Origin of the sequence: Labrys monachus, assembly GCF_030814655.1 — a bacterium.
Taxonomy (GTDB): Bacteria; Pseudomonadota; Alphaproteobacteria; order Rhizobiales; family Labraceae; genus Labrys; species Labrys monacha.
Window position 1 is genome coordinate 3,680,672 of the sequence record NZ_JAUSVK010000001.1, and the last position, 16,267, is coordinate 3,696,938.

At 67.1% G+C, this 16,267-nt stretch carries 12 protein-coding genes and 1 pseudogene; 6 read left to right on the forward strand and 7 right to left on the reverse strand.

Annotated elements, in window-relative coordinates; genetic code table 11:
* Nucleotides 1-284: 284 nt before the first annotated feature.
* Entirely contained in the window at nucleotides 285-1,652 is a 1,368-nt protein-coding gene (ltrA, locus tag J3R73_RS16725; RefSeq protein ID WP_307424710.1) for a group II intron reverse transcriptase/maturase, read from the forward strand.
* 1,705 nt (nucleotides 1,653-3,357) lie between these two features.
* Here ltrA and J3R73_RS16730 read toward each other — a convergent pair.
* From J3R73_RS16730 to J3R73_RS16740, 3 genes and pseudogenes are all read right to left on the reverse strand, one after another.
* Complete coding sequence (locus J3R73_RS16730; protein WP_307429059.1) at nucleotides 3,358-3,858, reverse strand: peptide deformylase; 501 nt, start codon at nucleotides 3,856-3,858, stop codon at nucleotides 3,358-3,360.
* A 79-nt stretch (nucleotides 3,859-3,937) separates the two neighbouring features.
* The gene (gene cueR, locus J3R73_RS16735) at nucleotides 3,938-4,393 is read right to left on the reverse strand and encodes a Cu(I)-responsive transcriptional regulator (protein ID WP_307429062.1); all 456 of its coding nucleotides are present in this window, start codon (nucleotides 4,391-4,393) and stop codon (nucleotides 3,938-3,940) included.
* A gap of 19 nt (nucleotides 4,394-4,412) precedes the next feature.
* Nucleotides 4,413-6,692 (reverse strand): annotated as a pseudogene (locus J3R73_RS16740) (heavy metal translocating P-type ATPase); the annotation flags it as partial.
* 192 nt (nucleotides 6,693-6,884) lie between these two features.
* Here J3R73_RS16740 and J3R73_RS16745 point away from each other — a divergent pair.
* Nucleotides 6,885-7,088: a heavy-metal-associated domain-containing protein gene (locus J3R73_RS16745; RefSeq protein WP_307429065.1), complete on the forward strand. Its 204-nt coding sequence runs from the start codon at nucleotides 6,885-6,887 to the stop codon at nucleotides 7,086-7,088.
* Between the two features lie 4 nt (nucleotides 7,089-7,092).
* Here J3R73_RS16745 and J3R73_RS16750 read toward each other — a convergent pair whose 3' ends face one another.
* Complete coding sequence (locus J3R73_RS16750; protein WP_307429068.1) at nucleotides 7,093-8,091, reverse strand: NAD(P)H-quinone oxidoreductase; 999 nt, start codon at nucleotides 8,089-8,091, stop codon at nucleotides 7,093-7,095.
* A 288-nt stretch (nucleotides 8,092-8,379) separates the two neighbouring features.
* Between J3R73_RS16750 and J3R73_RS16755 the strand changes: the two genes are divergently transcribed.
* Nucleotides 8,380-9,075, forward strand: a complete 696-nt coding sequence (locus J3R73_RS16755; protein ID WP_307429071.1) for an SDR family NAD(P)-dependent oxidoreductase — start codon at nucleotides 8,380-8,382, stop codon at nucleotides 9,073-9,075.
* 42 nt (nucleotides 9,076-9,117) lie between these two features.
* On the opposite strand, the gene mntR is transcribed toward J3R73_RS16755, so the two are convergent.
* Nucleotides 9,118-9,570: a manganese-binding transcriptional regulator MntR gene (mntR, locus tag J3R73_RS16760; protein ID WP_307429074.1), complete on the reverse strand. Its 453-nt coding sequence runs from the start codon at nucleotides 9,568-9,570 to the stop codon at nucleotides 9,118-9,120.
* 186 nt (nucleotides 9,571-9,756) lie between these two features.
* Between mntR and J3R73_RS16765 the strand changes: the two genes are divergently transcribed.
* Complete coding sequence (locus J3R73_RS16765; protein WP_307429077.1) at nucleotides 9,757-11,112, forward strand: Nramp family divalent metal transporter; 1,356 nt, start codon at nucleotides 9,757-9,759, stop codon at nucleotides 11,110-11,112.
* 19 nt (nucleotides 11,113-11,131) lie between these two features.
* On the opposite strand, the gene J3R73_RS16770 is transcribed toward J3R73_RS16765, so the two are convergent.
* Together J3R73_RS16770 and J3R73_RS16775 are read right to left on the reverse strand one after the other, a co-directional pair.
* Complete coding sequence (locus J3R73_RS16770; protein WP_307429080.1) at nucleotides 11,132-12,145, reverse strand: zinc-binding alcohol dehydrogenase family protein; 1,014 nt, start codon at nucleotides 12,143-12,145, stop codon at nucleotides 11,132-11,134.
* Between the two features lie 273 nt (nucleotides 12,146-12,418).
* Complete coding sequence (locus J3R73_RS16775) at nucleotides 12,419-12,784, reverse strand: ArsC family reductase (RefSeq protein ID WP_307429082.1); 366 nt, start codon at nucleotides 12,782-12,784, stop codon at nucleotides 12,419-12,421.
* Between the two features lie 1,459 nt (nucleotides 12,785-14,243).
* Here J3R73_RS16775 and J3R73_RS16780 point away from each other — a divergent pair.
* Both J3R73_RS16780 and rhaS read left to right on the forward strand, forming a co-directional pair.
* Nucleotides 14,244-15,119 (forward strand): MBL fold metallo-hydrolase, encoded by an 876-nt coding sequence (locus tag J3R73_RS16780; RefSeq protein ID WP_307429087.1) that lies wholly within the window; start codon nucleotides 14,244-14,246, stop codon nucleotides 15,117-15,119.
* A gap of 124 nt (nucleotides 15,120-15,243) precedes the next feature.
* Nucleotides 15,244-16,266 (forward strand): rhamnose ABC transporter substrate-binding protein, encoded by a 1,023-nt coding sequence (gene rhaS, locus J3R73_RS16785; protein WP_307429089.1) that lies wholly within the window; start codon nucleotides 15,244-15,246, stop codon nucleotides 16,264-16,266.
* Nucleotide 16,267: the final 1 nt, after the last annotated feature.

Consider the following 16,267-nt stretch of genomic DNA (forward strand, 5'->3'; position numbering starts at 1 on the left):
CGCCGGATTACCGGGGAAGGCCGCGCGGAGGGGGAAGCAATCGACATCTGCACCCGTCCGGTTCACCGGGGTAGTGGGCACGGCACGCCGGCAAGGTGGTGGGCGTAATCGGGGGAGACCCGTTTGGTGCGGGGGTCGCGTCCTCAACGCTGTCATTCAGGACAGCGGCATCGGGCGGGAGTCGGACAGGGGCGTAGTACTGTCGAGACCGGGTAATGCCGGTGGAGGGAAGGCCCCTGACTTGTGGTGTGCTTTCGGCAAAGATGAGGTGGAGGCGATTGACGATGCGTCTAGCAACGCCCGAACGGATCCGGATTCTTCAAAGAAAGCTGTATTGCAAGGCGAAGGCGGAGCCTGCCTTCCGCTTCTATGCACTGTACGACAAGATCTACCGTGAAGACATCCTGCACCATGCCTGGTTGCGTGCCCGTGAGAATGGGGGTGCATCGGGTGTTGACGGGATGAGCTTTGCGCAGATCGAGGCGGGCGGTGTCGAGAACTGGCTGGCGGCATTGGGTAAGGACCTCGCTTCGAAGACGTATCGGCCGCAGGCTGTACGGCGGGTGATCATCCCCAAGCCGGGAGGCGGTGAACGCCCGCTCGGCATCCCGACGATACGGGACCGGGTTGTTCAGACCGCCGCCAAGCTTGTGCTCGAGCCGATCTTCGAAGCGGACCTGGAAAGGACTGCTTACGGCTATCGTCCCCAGCAGGGCGCCGCCGAGGCGATCCGGCAGGTGCACCAGCACTTGCTTGGAGGGTATACGGATGTGGTGGATGCGGATTTGTCGAAGTACTTCGATACGATCCCGCACCCTGAACTGATGAAGTCGGTATCTCGTCGTACCTGTGACCGGCATGTGCTGCATCTGATCCGGATGTGGCTCAAAGTGCCGGTCGAGGAACAAGGCGAGGATGGAACCCGGCGCAGGATGGGTGGCAAGCGCAACCGGCTCGGCACGCCGCAGGGTGGTGTCGTCAGCCCGTTGCTGGCCAACCTCTACATGAACCGGTTCCTGAAGCACTGGCGTCTTGCTGCTTGCGGCGAGGCGTTCAGGGCGCATGTCGTCAACTACGCCGACGACTTCGTCATCCTCAGCCGCGGCCACGCGGCAGAGGCGCTGGCGTGGACGAAGGCGGTGATGACAAGGCTCGGGCTGACGATCAACGAGGCGAAAACCTCGGTGAAGGAAGCTCGAACCGAGCGCTTCGACTTCCTCGGCTACACGTTCGGTCCGCATCGTCATAGCAAGGATGGCCGCCTTTATCTCGGCGCCAGTCCGTCCGCCAGGAGCCTGCAACGGTTGAAAGGCAAGGTGAGCGATCTGCTGGTGCCCGGCAACAAGGGATCATGGCCCGACGTGCGGGATCGACTGAACAGCCTTCTGGCTGGCTGGTCGGCCTACTTCGGCTATGGCTCGCTGTCGCTGACGTATCAGGCGGCCGATCATCATGTCGTTGACCGCGTGAGGCACTTCCTCGCCAAACGACACAAGGAGCAAAACAGCGGCACATCAGCGTTCTCGCGAAGCACCATCTTCGCCGAACTCGGTGTGCGCCAGCTCAGACGCGTGCATCCTGTGTCCCGTCGTGGGCCTTACAATGAAGCCACCCGGAAAGCCGGATGCGGGAAATCCGCACGTCCGGTTTGATGAGCGGGGAAGGGAAACGGGGCGTTGCCGAATGGCTCAAGCTACCGCGCCCTTCCTCGACTCTACCCCGGGTGGAACCTACCTCCACTAGAGAAACACGCCTACAGGGCGCACACGGTGACACTGCACTTTATTCGCCCCCAGTCCTTGCCTTCATGGCCACCCCACGCTTTGGTTTTCGGCCCATCGGCCGCAATGTCTTTATGGAACAAAACGAATACAAATCTTGACATCCGCGCTTTCCCATGGCCTACTTTCCTTGGGAATGAAGCGCGGCGGGGCCAAGGTTCGCGATACCGCCCCGTGCCTTCCACCCACTCCGGGCGATCCCCGTTTATGCCTGCGGCGCGCCAGCCGCATCGAGGTGCTTGTCCACTCTGTCATGGTGTTGGAAACCAGGACGGGGCCGGCGCTGAGAGGGACCGCTGCAGACCGCCCCATTGCTCTCACGGGCAATGCCGGGACCGCCGACATCCGGTAGCGCCGGGTGTGCGATCACCCGGCCGTCAGGTCTGCACACGGGGCTCGATGAGGAACCGTGCCGGGATCGGGCCGCCTTCGGGCCTGCCCTCGATCCCGCGCGAGACAGGAGAGGCGCCGGCCGCCCGCCGCACCGTCCGCGAGGAGGGGATGGCGGGCATCTCCAGGCCGGATCGCCTTGTCGGACGCCGGCGGCCGGCAAACCCGGCCCGCAGCGTCCGCGGCCGCAGCAGCACGGGGACCCGGCTGCCCCGGCCGGCGGGGTGCGGCGAAGATATAAGCCGTCCGCCAAGGCCCCTGTCCCGCCCGTTCCGTGGGTGAGGCTTGGCGCACCCGAGCGGCTTCCCTGGCCCGGAAGCAGTGAAGGGCGCGGGGCCTGTCCGGCATGGCTGGTGATGGAGGGAACCGTGCCCTCCGGCGCCGGCGATGCCTCCCGTCCGGCACTCCGGTTCAGGCCGCAGGCTTGATCCGGATCGATGGGAAAGAGCCTGGCTCCGGCGCGTTGCCTGTTGGCGCGTCCCGGCCCGGCGGGAAAGGGGCGACGGCGGCCTTGCACAACATGCGAGGCCACGATTCCTCACGACCACGATCCTACACCGCACCACGGCTGACACGAGAAACAGCCGTCGTCGCCCCGATCTTCCCTTGCACGATCCGGCCCGCTCAGGGCGCGGCGACGAAGACGCATGCCTGCAGAGCCATCACCCGTCATCCTGTGCGCACGGCACCCCTCAGGGGTGCGGTGCAGACACGGGACCGCGTGCAGGATGAGGTTCCTTCTGCGCGCGATCCCGGATCTGCGATGCGTCACTGACGTGCCGCATCGCGTCCGGGATGACCGACCGCACTGTCGCCGCCGGCTTGGCGTTCTTCCCTGGGACCGCGGGCGTCTCGCCCGCTCTTGCCACCCCCAAGCGCAACGTCTCAATCGGCGAGCGCAGCGTTTCCAGAGCGGGCGGGACGCCCGCGCTCCCAGGAGACGCGAAGGGCCGCGTCTCGACCACAGCGAGCCGCCGCTGCGCAGAGCGCCGAAAACTCCGAGGCCGGCCCTTGCGGGGTGCGGCGATGAAAACGCGGGCCCGAAGCCGGAGCCTGTGCGGACCGGACGGCCATGGGCGCTGAGACAAGATGATTTTCGGCCTATGTATGGGTTCCGGGCCCGTCCTTCGGGCGCCCCGGAACGACGCCGAAGAAGAGCCGGCTGGAAGCCGGCGGTCCCAGGGGGTCACGCCGCCTTCGTCATCTTGCCGAAACGCTTGACGACACGCTCGCGCCGCAGCCGGGAGAGCCGCTGGATCCAGAAGATGCCGTCGAGCTGGTCGATCTCGTGCTGCAGGCACACGCCGAGCAGCCCCTCCGCCTCTTCCTCGTGTTCCACGCCGTCGAGATCATGGTAGCGAAGCCGGACCCGCGCCGGGCGTTCGACCGTTTCGGTCACGCCGGGCATGGAGACGCTGCCCTCGGCATGCTCCCGCGTCTCCTCCGCCATCCAGACGATGCGCGGATTGACATAGATGCGGACGATGGCTTCGTCCGGCAGCTCGATGACGACCAGCCTCTTGAGAATGCCCAGATGCGGTGCGGTGATGCCGATGCCGGGAGCGGCGCGCATGGTGTCGCGCAGATCGTCCGCCAGCGCCCTCGTCTCCGCGTCGAAGGCGAGCACCTCCGCGGCCGGCATGCGCAGGCGGGCATCGGGAAATCGGAGAATCGGTCTGACGGCCATGGCGGAGGCGAGGATAGCCCGCCCGCCGCCCCGACGACAGCGCACGGGCGCGAAAGGACGGCATTCGCCGATCGGCCCGTCAGGAGACCGGCGCGCCACCCCTTGCCGCGCGCCGCGTCGCCTTTGCCGGGGCGGGCGCGCGCTCCTCGCCGTGCGAGAGGTCCTCGAGGATCGGACAGTCCGGCCGGCCGTCGCCGTGGCAATGCTGGACGAGGTGGCGCAGGGCGTGCGTCATCGACGCCATCTGCTTCATCTTGCGCTCCAGTTCCTCGATATGGTCGAGGGCGACGCGCCTGACGTCGGCGCTCGCGCGCGACCGGTCGCTCCACAAAGCGAGGAGCGTCTCCATCTGCGCGACCGAGAAACCGAGGTCCCGGGCACGGCGGATGAAGCGCAGCGTGTGGATGTCGTTATCGCCATACACACGATAGCCCGCCTCGGTCCGCACGGCATGGGGCACCAGACCGATCGATTCGTAATAGCGGATCATCTTGGCCGAAACGCCGGATGCGGCCGCGGCCTCGCCGATATTCATCGCGCATCTCCCTCCCGTTTCATGCCGCGGGCACGGGACGGCGCCCGTCCTCCGGCACGCCCGCCTCCCGGCCGAAGCGGAAGCGCTTCAGCCGCAATGCGTTGGTGACCACGAAGACGCTCGACAGCGCCATGGCGCCGGCGGCCAGCATGGGCGACAGCAGCGTGCCGTTGACCGGATAGAGCGCGCCGGCCGCGATCGGGATGAGGGCGACATTGTAGGCGAACGCCCAGAACAGGTTCTGGCCGATATTGCGCATCGTCGCCTCCGAAAGGGCGATCGCCCGCGCGACGCCTTGGGGATCGCCGGACATCAGCACGACGTCGGCGCTCTCGATGGCGATATCCGTGCCGGTGCCGATGGCGATGCCCACATCCGCGGCGGCGAGCGCCGGCGCGTCATTGATGCCGTCGCCGACGAAGGCGACCTTCCTGCCGCCGGCGCCGAGCCGCCGCACCGCCGCCGCCTTGCCGTCGGGCAGGATCTCGGCTGCGACCTCGTCGATGCCGAGCCGCCGGGCGATCGCCTCGGCGGTGACGCGGTTGTCGCCCGTCACCATGGCGATATGCAGATGGCGCGCACGCAGGGCGGCGATGGCGGCCCGCGCCGTCGGCCGGATCGGATCGGCGACGGCCAGCAGGGCGACCAGGCGCCCGTCGACGGCACCGTAGAGCGGCGTCTTGGCATCGGCGGCGAACTGCGCGGCCTCGGCGGCGAAGACGCCGACATCGAGGCCGAGCCTCGCCATCAGGCGGTCGGAGCCGATGCTGACCCGGCGCTGCCCGACCGCGGCCGACACGCCGTGCCCCGGCATGGCGTCGAACTCGCGCGCCTCCTGCAACGGCAGGCCGCGCCGGCCGGCGGCTTCCACGATGGCGGCCGCCAGCGGATGCTCCGAACGCGATTCGGCGGCGGCGAGCAGGCCGAGGACCTCGTCCTCCGCCAAGCCGTCGCGCAGGACGATGTCGGTCATCGCCGGGCGGCCGGCGGTGAGCGTGCCCGTCTTGTCGAAGGCGACCACGCTCGCATCGCGCAAGGTCTGCAGGGCGTCGCCGCGGCGGAACAGCACGCCGAGCTCGGCGGCGCGGCCGGTGCCGACCATCACCGATGTCGGGGTGGCCAGGCCCATGGCGCAGGGGCAGGCGATGATGAGCACGGCGACGGCATTGACGAGCGCGAAGGACAAGGCAGGGCTCGGCCCGAAAGCCAGCCAGGCGAGGAAGGTGACGAGCGCCGCCGCCATGACGGCGGGCACGAACCAGGCGGTGATCCGGTCGGCAAGCGCCTGGATCGGCAGCTTGGCGCCCTGGGCCGTCTCGACCATGCGGATGATCTGGGCGAGCAGCGTCTGCGCGCCGACCTTCGTCGCACGGAAGGAGAAGCTGCCGGTCTTGTTGAGCGTGCCGCCGAACACCGTGGCGCCGACCTGCTTGGCGGCCGGCATGGGCTCGCCGGTGATCATCGCCTCGTCCACGAAGGAGGATCCTTCGACGACCTCGCCGTCGACGGCGATCTTCTCGCCCGGACGGACGCGGATGATGTCGCCGATCGCGAGTTCGGCGATCGGCACCTCGCGGCTGGCGCCGTCCGCGACGACGAGCGCCGTCCGCGCCTGCAGGCCGGCGAGCTTGCGGATGGCCTCGCTCGTCTCGCCCCGGGCCCGCGCCTCCAGATAGCGCCCGAGCAGGATCAGGGTCACGATCACCGCCGCCGCCTCGTAATAGACATTGGCGGTGCCGGCCGGCAGGATCTGCGGCAGGAAGGTGGCGACGGCGGAGAAGAGCCAGGCCGCGCCGGCGCCCATGGCGACGAGCGCGTTCATGTCGGGCGCCGCATGGAGCAGCGCCGGAATGCCCTTCCGGAAGAAGCGCAGGCCGGGGCCGAACAGCACGACGCCGGAGAGGACGAACTGCGCATACCCGTTCCAGGCGCCGAGCGTCGCCATGACGGCGTGGTGGAAGGCGGGAACGAGATGCGATCCCATCTCGACCAGGAAGATCGGCAGGGTCAGGATCGCCGCGACGGCGAGGCTCCGGCGCAGCGCCGACAATTCGGCGCGCCGCTTCTCCCGCTCCGAATCGCCGGTCGCTTCGCCGGCAACCACATGCGCGCCATAGCCGGCGCGTTCGACCGCCGCGAGCACCGGCCCGGCATCGGCTTTGGCCGCCAGGACGATCTCGGCGCGTTCCGTGGCCAGGTTGACGGACGCCCGCTCCACGCCGGGCGCGGCGGCGATGGCCTTTTCGACGCGGCGCACGCAGGACGCGCAGGTCATGCCGTCAATGGCGAGTTGAAGCGTATCGGACATGGCAATTGCCCTTTCATGGGTCACTGCCCATGTAGGTGGGCCTTCCCATCATGGGAAGGTCAAGCACGATCTGCCGATCGCCCGAGGGGGCAGCCCGCCTGCCGAGGGGGCATCGTCGCCGTGCTTGACCTTGCCACGATGGGAAGGATTACAAGACTTCCCTATCCCTCATGGAGATTCGTCATGATCACCCTCAAGATCCCGGACATGAGCTGCAGCCATTGCGTGCGCACCATCGGCGGCGCGGTCAAGGCGATCGACCCCGCCGCCTCCGTCGACGCCGATCTGGCGGCCCATATCGTGCGGATCGGCAGCGAGGCCGACGAAGCTCTCCTGCGCCAGGCGATCGCCGACGCCGGATACGACAATGAGAAGCTCGCCGGCTGACCTCTCACACCGTCAGCACGATCTTGCCGATATGGGAGCTGGTCTCCATCAGCGCATGGGCGGCGGCGGCCTCGGCGAGCGGAAAGGTCGCGTGGACGAGGGGACGGCAGCGTCCCGCCGCCAGCAGCGGCCAGACCTTGTCCTCGACGGCCCTCGCGATGACGGCCTTGGCGGCCGTCGACTGGGCGCGCAGAGTGGAGCCCGTATGCGTCAGGCGCTTCGTCATCAGCCGGACGAAGTCGATCTCCACCTTCGATCCTTCGAGGAAGGCGATGCTGACGATGCGCCCGTCAAAGGCGGCGGCCTCGTAGTTCCGGGCGATGTAGCTGCCGCCGACCATGTCGAGGATCACGTCCGGGCCCCGCCCCTGCGTCGCCTCCTTGACGGCCGGCAGCCAGTCGCCCGCCTTGTAGTCGATGGCGATGTCGGCGCCGAGCTTGCGGCAGGCGTCGCATTTCTCCGGCGAGCCGGCGGTGACGATGACGGTCGCCCCGAACGCCTTGGCGAGCATGATGGCGGTGGTGCCGATGCCGGAGGAGCCGCCATGGATCAGCACCGTCTCGCCTTCGGCGAGGCGCCCGCGCTGGAACAGATTGTGCCAGACGGTGAAGAAGGTTTCGGGCAGCGCGGCGGCATGGATCATGTCGAGGCCGGCGGGCACCGGCAGGGCATTGCTGGCGTCGACGAGGGCGTATTCGGCGTAGCCGCCGCCCGGGGTGAGAGCGCACACCTTGTCGCCGGGCCGCCAGCGCGTCACCGCCGCTCCTACCGCGGCCACCTCGCCGGCGACTTCCAGTCCGGGCAGGTCGGACGCGCCTTTCGGCGGCGGATAGGACCCGGCACGCTGGAAGACGTCCGGCCGGTTGACGCCGGCCGCCGCCACGCGGATGACGATTTCGCTCTCGCCCGGCCGCGGCACCGGCCTGCGCTCTGGGACCAGCACCTCCGGGCCGCCCGGCCTGCTGATGGCAATGGCAGTCATGGCGTCGGGCAGCTGTGACATGATATTTTCCTCAGACAATTCTTTGGGATGGGAGAAATTCCGAATGTAACGATCGATGGAGCCGCATCGCTGCGGCCCGCCGGATCCCCATGAAAGGTCCCGACACGCGACCGATGTCAACGGCTTCGTTCAGCCTCCGGCATGGAGACCGGCTGCGGGCGGTCTCCCGATCCCGACGCCGAGCATTCTGACCTGCCCTGCAAGAAAACCATCGTAACTCTCGCTTAGAATTCATCTTTACGCCGCCGATTGCCGGATCCAACGCCGACTTGAACAAGGAATAATCGCATGCCCTCTTCCCCTGTCGCCCTGATCGTCGGGGCTTCGCGCGGCCTCGGCCTCGCTCTCGCCGCCGAATATCTGAAACGCGGCTGGCACGTCGTCGCGACGGCCCGGGGCACCGGCCGGACCGCGCTCCACGATCTCGCCGACCAGTGGAATTCGAAGCTCGAGATCGAAACCGTCGACATCACCCGGCCCGCCGAAGTGGCAGCCTTGCGCCGGCGCCTGGCGCAGCGCCGGTTCGACCTCCTGTTCGTCAATGCCGGCGTCAGCAACGATCCGGGAGAGACGATCGGCGAGGTCTCGACCGAGGAGTTCATGCGCGTGATGATCACCAACGCCCTCAGTCCGATGCGCGTGATCGAGGCGTGCGAGGGCCTGGTGACGCCTGAGGGAACCATCGGCGTGATGTCGTCCGGGCTCGGAAGCGTCGCCAACAACGAAGACGGCGGATGGGAGGTCTATCGCGCCAGCAAGGCGGCGCTCAACACGCTGATGCGCAGCTTTTGGGCGCGGCATGCAAGCGAGGGGCGCGCCATGGTGATCATCGCGCCGGGCTGGGTACGGACCGACATGGGCGGCCCAGCCGCCAGCCTCGATATCTCCGAAAGCATTCCCGGCGTCGTCGACACCCTTGCGAGCCGCACCGGACATTCCGGCCTGGTCTATCTCGATTATCGCGGCAGGACAGTCCGTTGGTAGGGTTTCCTGGATCAAGAACTCAGGAGATGGCGGGGCGCCCCGCTATGTCCTGCCGAGAAAACGGGCGAAGGCGTCGAGCGTCGCCTTGCTGACGTGATGCTCGATGCCTTCCGCGTCGCGCCGGGCCGTGTCCGCGTCGATGCCGAGGGCGAGAAGAAAGCTTTCGACGAGGCGATGGCGCTCCCGGCTGGCGTCGGCGAGGGCCTGTCCGGCGCCGGTGAGGAACACGCCGCGATACGGGCGCTGCGCCACCAACCCCTCCTCCGCGAGGCGTTTGAGCATCTTGGCGACCGTCGGCTGCGCCACGCCGAGCCGGGCGGCGATATCGACCTGGCGCGCCTCGCCGCCGTCGCCGATCAGGTCGGCGATCAGTTCGACATAATCTTCGACCAGTTCGAGGCGCCTGGCCTCCCGAGCCTGGCGAAAGCTCTCCACATGCACGACGGCATCGACCAGACCCGCTTCTCCGGCCGAAGGCGCAGCAGCCCGCTTCATCTCGGCTCCCTCCTTGCGAATTCCGGACGCACCGACAGCCTCATAGCCTACCCGGCATGATTTTTCCAACTGCCCCAATGAAAGTGAGCCGGGGCGCTTGTCTATTGCCTTCTCATTGTATTATAGCATAAGCTATATTAAATAGGTTGATGTTGGTCCAAGACAGGATGGCCCGTGGAGGACGAAATGAGTAACGAGGCGGCCGGCAGTGCGCCGGCCTGGCGTTTCGAGGGGGACGGCAGTCGCCCCAGCCTCGGTTCGATGAATGCCAGCGTGCCCGTGCCGGCCGCAGGCCTGTGGCTGCGGCGCTTCTTCGCCTTTCTCGGTCCGGGCTACATGGTGTCCGTCGGCTATATGGACCCCGGCAATTGGGCGACCGATCTCGCCGGCGGCTCGAAGTTCGGCTACACGCTGCTGTCCGTCATCCTGCTGTCCAACCTGATGGCGATCGTGCTGCAGGCGCTCGCCGCGCGCCTCGGCATCGCCACCGGGCGCGATCTCGCCCAGGCCTGCCGCGAGCACTATCCCAAGCCCGTCAACATCGTGCTGTGGCTCGCCTGCGAACTGGCCATCATCGCCTGCGATCTCGCCGAGGTGATCGGCACCGCCATCGCGCTCAACCTGCTGTTCGGCATCCCCCTGGTCCTCGGCGCCATCATCACGGCGGTCGACGTCTTCCTGGTGCTGCTGCTGATGCGCAGGGGCTTCCGGGCGCTGGAGGCCTTCGTGATCGTCCTGCTGGTCGTCATCTTCGTCTGCTTCGGCATCCAGATGGTCCTGGCGGCGCCGGCGATCCGCGACATCCTGGGCGGCTTCGTGCCGCAATCGGCGGTCGTCACCAATCCCGAAGCGCTCTACATCGCCATCGGCATCATCGGTGCGACCGTGATGCCGCACAATCTCTACCTGCACTCGTCGATCGTGCAGACGCGCGCCTATGCCCGCGATCCCGAAGGGCGCCGCTCGGCGGTGAAATGGGCCGTCGGAGACAGCACGATCGCCCTGATGCTCGCGCTGTTCGTCAACGCCGCCATCCTCATCACCGCCGCCGCGGTGTTCCATCGCAACGGCCACACCGACATCGAGGAGATCGGCCAGGCCTACCAGTTGCTCTCGCCCGTGCTGGGCGTCGGCATCGCCTCCACCCTGTTCGCCGTCGCGCTGCTCGCCTCCGGCGTCAACTCGACGGTGACGGCGACGCTCGCCGGCCAGATCATCATGGAAGGCTTCCTGCACCTTCGCATCCCCGACTGGGCGCGCCGCCTCATCACCCGCGGCATCGCCATCGTCCCCGTGGTCGCCGTGACGGCGCTCTACGGCGAACAGGGCACGGCGAAGCTCCTGGTGTTCAGCCAGGTCGTGCTGTCGATGCAATTGCCCTTCGCCGTGATTCCGTTGGTCCGTTTCGTGTCCGACCGGCGCAAGATGGGCGCGCTGGTGACGCCGGCCTGGCTGTCGATCCTCGCCTGGGCGATCGCCGGCGTCATCCTCGTCCTGAACGTCAAGCTGCTGATCGACACCTTTGCCGGGGCGGCGGGCTGACGCCTGCCCCCGCCTCGCCTCAGAAACCGGTCAGCACCGATTTGCCGATGGCCTTGCCGCTTTCGATGCCGGCATGGGCGGCGCGCAGGTTGGCGGCATTGATGGCGCCGAACTCGCGGTGCAGCGTCGTGCGCAGCACGCCGGCATCGACGAGTTCGGCGACCTCGGTCAGGATCCTGTGCTGCGCGATCATGTCCGGTGTCTGGAAGAGCGCACGGGTGAACATCAGCTCCCAGGACACGGTGAGGCTCTTGCGCTTCAGCGGCACGATATCGAGGGTCTTGGGGTCGTCGATCAGCGCCAGCCTGCCCTGGGGCACCAGGACGTCGACGATCCCGGGCAGGTGCTTTTCGGTCGCGGTGAGCCCGGCGACATAGTCGACTTCGGCAATCCCGACAGCCTGCAGGCCTTCAGCGAGCGGCTTGTGATGGTCGATGACATGGTGGGCACCCATGCCCCGGCACCAGGCGATCGTCTCCGGCCGCGAGGCCGTGGCGACCACGGTGAGGCCGGTAAGGCGGCGGGCGATCTGGGTGAGGATCGATCCGACGCCGCCCGCCCCGTTGACGATCAGGATCGAGCCCTTGTGATGCTTGGTGCCGTAGGGAACGCCGAGGCGGTCGAACAGCAATTCCCACGCCGTCAGCGCGGTGAGCGGCAAAGCGGCGGACTGCGTGAAGGACAGCGAGGCCGGCTTGCGGGCAGCGATCCTCTCATCGACCACATGCCACTCGCTGTTGGCGCCGGGCCGGTCCAGCGCCCCGGCATAGAAGACCTCGTCGCCCGGCCGGAACAGGGTCACGTCGCGGCCCACGGCTTCGATGACCCCCGCCGCGTCCCATCCGAGGATGCGGGCCTGGCCTTCGGGCGGCTTGGCACCGGCCCGCACCTTCACGTCGACCGGATTGACGGCGATGGCATGGACGCGGACGAGAAGGTCGCGCGGGCCGGGCGTGGGCGCAGCCACCTCGAGATCGACGAGCGACTCAGGGGATGCGATCGGCAGCGGCGTGTAATAACCGACGGCTTTCATCAATGGGCTCCTGCAAATGAGAACGGGATTGCGCGGCACCGAAAGGCCTGGGCGGGCCGGCATCGAAAGGGCGGCAATCTGGGCGCATGGCTGCCGAAAGGAAAGCGGATAGCGTGTCGCACTGCCGCCGCCCGATCAGCCGGACCGCCCAGCGCCCGCGGGCCTTCACATCGATATCCCGCGCCCTTTCGAGGCGACCGAAAAGGCGGCGGCAGAGATCGCCGTCGTCCGCCAAGCCGAGACGAATGACACCGCGATCATGGATCGCAGCGCTCACACGGAAGCAGGAGGCGGTATCGCTGCGCCGTAGAGTTCCGGCTTGAACCCCACCAGCACGCGGCCCGTCCCGAGATCGAGGACCGGCCGCTTGATCATCGAGGGCTGGGCCAGCATCAGCGCGACGGCCCGGCCCTCGTCCAGCCCCTGCTTCTCGCCGTCGGGCAGGTTGCGGAACGTCGTACCCGCCCGGTTGAGCAGGGTTTCCCAGCCGAGTTGCCCGCACCAGCTCTGCAGACGGGCCCGATCGATGCCCTGCGCCTTGTAGTCGTGGAAGGCATAGGCGACGCCGTGCTGGTCGAGCCAAAGGCGGGCCTTCTTCATGGTGTCGCAATTCTTGATGCCGTAGATCGTGATCGTCATGCAGGCGGTTCCACCGATATCCAAGGATCGTGGAAAGAGCCCGCCGCGCGCCCGCCGTCAAGCCGGCGCAGAGGGCGACGTTCATGACGCAGCCTCTGGGTTTCCCAACGACGCCGACGATTACTGAGCTCTATCAATTGTCTACAGCCTCTTTATCACGCGGATCGCGAGGAATGGCTGGCGGCGGTCGAGACGATACGGTCTCGTCTCGACGCAATGTTTAGCGCCCCCCTAAACAGGACGGGACGGTCTCGTCTTGACCTTCGATCCGATTGAGACGTGCCGTCTGGTCCGCGCTTGCCGATGGCATCTGAGGGACGGCAGCGCATGGGCTTCGTGCCTCCAATGCCGCTGCTTCACTTAAGAAAGCCCTCCCCTGCGGCTCGTCCCTGCGAAAGGGGTTAAGCGATCCTCACTGCCGGGCCGAGCCGTTGCGGCGCCCGCCGCGTACCCAAATGAACGGAGAAAGCCATGACCGGCGGACAGGGGCCGACCTCACCGGCTTCATCGACGCTCTCGCCCTACCGAGGCCTGTGACGGCGATTGGGCGCCCGGAAAGCGGACGAAACGGAACGCGCCACGGCCGGTGTGACCGGAATGCACCATCGGCGGTCTATGTGTCGCAGCCGAGCCCTTCGGGGACGCCGGCCCTTTACAAGGCCCGCCTCTCCCTCCATCTTCGGATGGTCTGAAACAACCGAAAGGAGGTGATCCAGTGTCTGAACACAACATGGTCCAGGGAATTCACGCTGGTTCGATGAAGGCGGTGTCCGCCATCTGAGGTTCCGGCTACGTAAGGCCTGGATCATCCCGCCGGACCCGCGGTGAGTGCCCTGCACTCCCCGGATCCGGTCTCGATCAGCCGGCGCGCGAGGCAACTCGCGCGCCGGTTTTTTTGTCTGCGGCGGGGGCGTATCGTCCACCGCAGGAAGGCGGACCCGCACGGGCATCGCTCCGAGCGATGACATACGAAGCGTCGCACGCCACCCTCGCCTCCCGCCCGCAGCAGCGAGTGCCGTCGGTGGGCGTCACCTTCAGCAAAGCTGGGGCGGTGACGATGGGCGCAGAAAGCCCTCCTCGCCGTGGGCGGAGAGAAGGGCAAACCGGCGGCTCTCGTCCAGGGGGATGGAGCGGCGCCGACGGCCCGCACATGATCCGACCTGCTGCGCGAGGACCGCCCTGCCATTTCCCGAGCCCCCTGAGAACGCCGGTCGCGCCGCGAAATGGCGGCCGCGGTCCCGCTCCTCGTCGTCAGGCACGATGGCGACATGACCACATACGATTTCTGCAGTTTGTCCCTTGATCTATAAAAGATCCTGCAAACCGCAGCATCGCCGCGGCCGCCGCCGAACAAGAGCGGGAGGAAACGACGTCCGAGTCTCGACGCATCGCGCTCGAGCGTGGGGCCGTTCGTTTCTTCCCTCGCAAATGAGATGATGCGCCGACCTGGGAACGTGACGTGACAGCAAGACCTCAATGCCAGCCCTCGGGCCTCTACCACCTCGCGATCGGCGACATCATGGTCACCGCAGTGAACGATGGAACCTTTCAGGCCGGATTCGATCTCATCGCCGGCATCGATCACGAGGAATGCGAGCGGCTCGAACGGGCATCGTTCCGCCCGGTTCCGCCGAAGATGACCATGAACGCCTTTCTGGTGGAGACCGGCGGCCGGCGCTTCCTGATCGACGCCGGCTGCGGCACCAGCATGGGGCCGACGCTCGGCATGGCGTGCCGCAACCTGGGGCACATGGGTGTCGGGCCGGCGGATATCGACGCCATCCTGGTGACGCATCTGCATCCCGATCATGTCAACGGCCTCGTCGACGACGGCGGCCAAGCCATATTCCCGCGCGCCGAATTGTGGGTGAACGAAGCCGAGCTGCAATTCTTCCGCGATCCCGCCTCGCCCTCGCATGCACCGGCGGAAACCTTCGAGTTCTTCGAAGGGGCCCGCCGCGCCACGGCCCCCTATGCCGATCGCATCCGCACCATCCGCGACGGTTCGGTCGCGCCCGGCGTCACCGCCATCACCCAGCCCGGCCATACACCGGGACATACGGGCTGGCTGATCGAGTCCGGCACCGATGCCGTCATGATCTGGGGCGATGTCGTGCATATGCCGAGCCTGCAGATGGCCGCGCCCCAGGCGTGCACCGTTCTCGACATCGACCGCGAACAGGCGATCGCCACCCGCCGGCGTGCGCTCGACATGGCGGCGGCCGACCGGCTGCGGGTGGCGGGAATCCATATGGACTTTCCTTGCTTCGGCCATGTCGACCGGCGCGGCGAGGGCTACGCCTTCGTCCCGGACGTGTGGCGGGCGACCGTCTGACGAAAGGGCGGTCCGCCATCGACCGTCCGCCATATTCCGGCGGCCGGGCGCTCGCGCGCCCATCCAATTCGAGAAAGGCGGCGGACAAGCTGCCTGCAACAACGATACATCCAGGGAGAGAAATATGAGCGTCGATCGCCGCCAAGTCCTGAAAACCCTGTCCGCAGGCATGCTCGCCGGAGGCACCCTCGTCGCCCTGCCGCGGTCCGCCTTCGCACAGAAGAAGCTGCGCATCGGCGTGGTGGTGAAGGTGCTCGGCATCAATTATTTCGACGTGGCACGCGACGGCGCCCAGGAGGCGGCCAAGCAGCTCGGCGGCATCGAGATCATCTATACCGGACCGACCGCCGCCACCGTCGAGCAGCAGATCTCCGTGATCAACACGCTCATCGCCCAGAAGGTCGACGCCCTCATCATCTCGGCCAACGACGCCAGCGCGCTGGTGCCGACGACCAAGAAGGCGATGCAGCGCGGCATCACGGTGCTCTCCTTCGATTCAGGCGTCGCACCCGAAGGTCGCGTCATGCATGTCAATGCCCCCCACGACGATCTCGTCGGTGCCAACGACGTCCGCATGATCAGCAAGACGCTCGGCGGCCAGGGCGAAGTCGCCATCCTCTCGGCCACCTCCCAGGCCACGAACCAGAACATCTGGATCGAGAAGATGAAGGAGGAATGGAAGAAGCCGGACTATGCGAACCTCAAGCTGGTCGGCGTCGTCTATGGCGACGATGCCGCCGACAAGAGCTACCGCGAGGCGCAGGGCCTGATGAAGGCGCATCCGAATCTGCGCGGCATCATCTCGCCCACCGCCGTCGGCATCATCGGCGCATGCCGGGCGGTCACCGATGCCGGCATGGTCGGCAAGATCTTCGTGACCGGACATGGCCTGCCCTCGGAGATGAAGCCCAATATCCTCTCGGGCGTCTCGCAGACCTTCCAGCTCTGGAATCCGGCGGATCTCGGCTATGCGGCGGTGACGTTCGCGGCGGGGATCGCTCGCGGGACCCTGAAGGGAACGGCCGGCACCACCGCCAGCATCGGCCGCCTCGGCGACATGACGATCGAGGCCGACAACGACACCTATCTCAAGGACCTGCTGGTCTTCGACAAATCCAATATCGAGCAATACGCCAAGCAGTTCTGAC

What these genes read in the sequence shown, in the direction of transcription:
- J3R73_RS16775 (WP_307429082.1), bottom strand. Translation starts at nt 12,784, where the DNA reads ATGACGATCACGATCTACGGCATCAAGAATTGCGACACCATGAAGAAG.
- rhaS (WP_307429089.1), top strand. Translation starts at nt 15,244, where the DNA reads ATGAGCGTCGATCGCCGCCAAGTCCTGAAAACCCTGTCCGCAGGCATG.
- mntR (WP_307429074.1), bottom strand. Translation starts at nt 9,570, where the DNA reads ATGAAGCGGGCTGCTGCGCCTTCGGCCGGAGAAGCGGGTCTGGTCGAT.
- J3R73_RS16765 (WP_307429077.1), top strand. Translation starts at nt 9,757, where the DNA reads ATGAGTAACGAGGCGGCCGGCAGTGCGCCGGCCTGGCGTTTCGAGGGG.
- J3R73_RS16745 (WP_307429065.1), top strand. Translation starts at nt 6,885, where the DNA reads ATGATCACCCTCAAGATCCCGGACATGAGCTGCAGCCATTGCGTGCGC.
- ltrA (WP_307424710.1), top strand. Translation starts at nt 285, where the DNA reads ATGCGTCTAGCAACGCCCGAACGGATCCGGATTCTTCAAAGAAAGCTG.
- J3R73_RS16730 (WP_307429059.1), bottom strand. Translation starts at nt 3,858, where the DNA reads ATGGCCGTCAGACCGATTCTCCGATTTCCCGATGCCCGCCTGCGCATG.
- J3R73_RS16750 (WP_307429068.1), bottom strand. Translation starts at nt 8,091, where the DNA reads ATGTCACAGCTGCCCGACGCCATGACTGCCATTGCCATCAGCAGGCCG.
- J3R73_RS16755 (WP_307429071.1), top strand. Translation starts at nt 8,380, where the DNA reads ATGCCCTCTTCCCCTGTCGCCCTGATCGTCGGGGCTTCGCGCGGCCTC.
- J3R73_RS16770 (WP_307429080.1), bottom strand. Translation starts at nt 12,145, where the DNA reads ATGAAAGCCGTCGGTTATTACACGCCGCTGCCGATCGCATCCCCTGAG.
- cueR (WP_307429062.1), bottom strand. Translation starts at nt 4,393, where the DNA reads ATGAATATCGGCGAGGCCGCGGCCGCATCCGGCGTTTCGGCCAAGATG.